1 pseudogene is annotated in these 1,837 nt (G+C 65.1%); it reads left to right on the top strand.

The window, feature by feature from the left end:
- Positions 1 to 1,415: 1,415 nt before the first annotated feature.
- A pseudogene (locus tag ABNF97_RS33815) lies at positions 1,416 to 1,763 on the top strand (transposase); the annotation flags it as partial.
- Positions 1,764 to 1,837: the final 74 nt, after the last annotated feature.

The raw sequence follows: 1,837 nt of genomic DNA, 5'->3' as shown, positions 1-1,837 counted from the left end.
GCTTGCCCGTCTCCCGCACGATCCGAACGGCGCCCTCGCGGAACGCCCGGTCGAACCGTCTCCTCGTCTCAGCCATGACCATCTATCCCCTTAGGTCAGGCCTCCACGCTATCGGGGGAACCTCATACATCAAAGCCGACCTACAAGCCGTCGCCACCGCACTGGCCGCCATGACCGGCCAACCACACCCATCGGCTGCCGCTGCTGGCCGCGCGTACGGGTCATGACCGCCAGCGATGACCAAGAGGGTTGAAGACGCAGGACGCTCCGGCGAGGTACCGCCGACGTTGCGGGCCACTCAACCACCAACGTGGTCGGGGGCCGGACCGCCAGATCGGCACCTGGGTGCTCTCTGATCGACGGACGTGAACGAGACCGTCATGTGAGCTGCTGAAACGGCGGGTCGGCGGCGGAACTGTCGAGGAGAGCGTCCAGGTCGGCGGCGCCTATCCGGGCCGTCGTGCGCGAGACCGAACTGGTTCCGGTCATCAGCCCTAGGCGTGACGATGTTCGTCGTTATGGACATATGAGGTAAAGCTGACCAAAGCGCACGCGGTTGCGCGAAGTGTCCCACGCTCCTGGTATGACGATGCCCGGGCGTGGCCGAGCACATTGACACTACTGCCAACGCTTCAGGAGAGGTGCTGATTGATCCATAGACCCCGCGCGCAGCATGAGGCATCACGGATTGCACCCAATCCCGGCGCCCATGTTTGCCGCACGGCGCGTAGTCGCGGCCTCGACGGAGGGCGAAGTCGTCCACGCCGAGCACGGCGGGGTCGACTTCTAAACGCGTGCCCCAGGTTCGGGCCGTTCCTCCGACTGCCTGCGGTGCTCGATCAGATGCCACTCGCGTGCTGCCAGCGACGGCCGCGAGGCTCGGAGTCCCGGGCACTTGTTCTCCGCTCGTGTTCCCTGGTGATCGCCGCCAACTGCGAGGGAACAACCAGGGTCCCAACTGTTCGTCCTGGACGTGCCCAATCCTTGGGCAGTGAGCAACCAGTCCTCGTTGTTCGTTCCCTACCGAGAGCCAACGCCAGTGAGCGGGCGAGCGGTGAGGTGTGAACGTCCGCGACCTCGAGCTCGGTGACTGGTAACGGTTGGAAACGCCTGGTAACTCTCGCCTCGGTCGACCCACCGTCTGCAGCCCAAACGCTCTGTAGATCCACGACCTCGATAGTCGCCCAGACCGCGGGTGTGGACGGGTGACGGTCAGAGCTCGTCGCGTGCCGTCGTTGACCGACTGGCTGCCGCCACCTACTCTCCAACGCATGCATACCTGCTTCCGGCAGGTATGCGGGATACGCGTGTTCAGATCCTCAGACACGTTAACCCCCACCAAACCGTTCATGTTTCCGAGCGGTTCGGGACTGTACAAATAACGGCTGATCGACCGATCAAGGGAGAGACGCCAGATGACGACCGAGACCACCGTGGGACAGCCGGCCGCTGGGCCGGTGGGTGCGGTCACGGATGAGCAGTTGATCGCGATGCTGGTCGATCGGGCTCGTGGTGACGGGCTGCGGTTGACCGGCGAGGGTGGGCTGCTGCAGCAGCTGACCAAGCGTGTGCTGGAGTCGGCGTTGGACGGTGAGATCACCGACCACGTCGGCTATGACAAGCACGATCCGGCGGGTCGGGGCAGCGGGAACACTCGTAACGGCAGCCGGGCCAAGACCGTGCTCACCGATGTAGGGCCGGTCGAGGTCCGGCTGCCGTGGGAAGCGGTTGGGGTTGGCCGCGTAGGCGGCGTTGAGGACCTCGGCTCGCTGGAGGCGGACCTGGTCGGCAGTGCCGAAGTGCACTGATGCCGGGGTGTGCAGGCCGATGCCGGAGT

Origin of the sequence: Plantactinospora sp. B6F1 (assembly GCF_040120695.1) — a bacterium.
In the GTDB taxonomy this organism is placed as follows: Bacteria; Actinomycetota; Actinomycetes; order Mycobacteriales; family Micromonosporaceae; genus Plantactinospora.
This window is presented reverse-complemented; position numbering and strand designations above follow the sequence as displayed.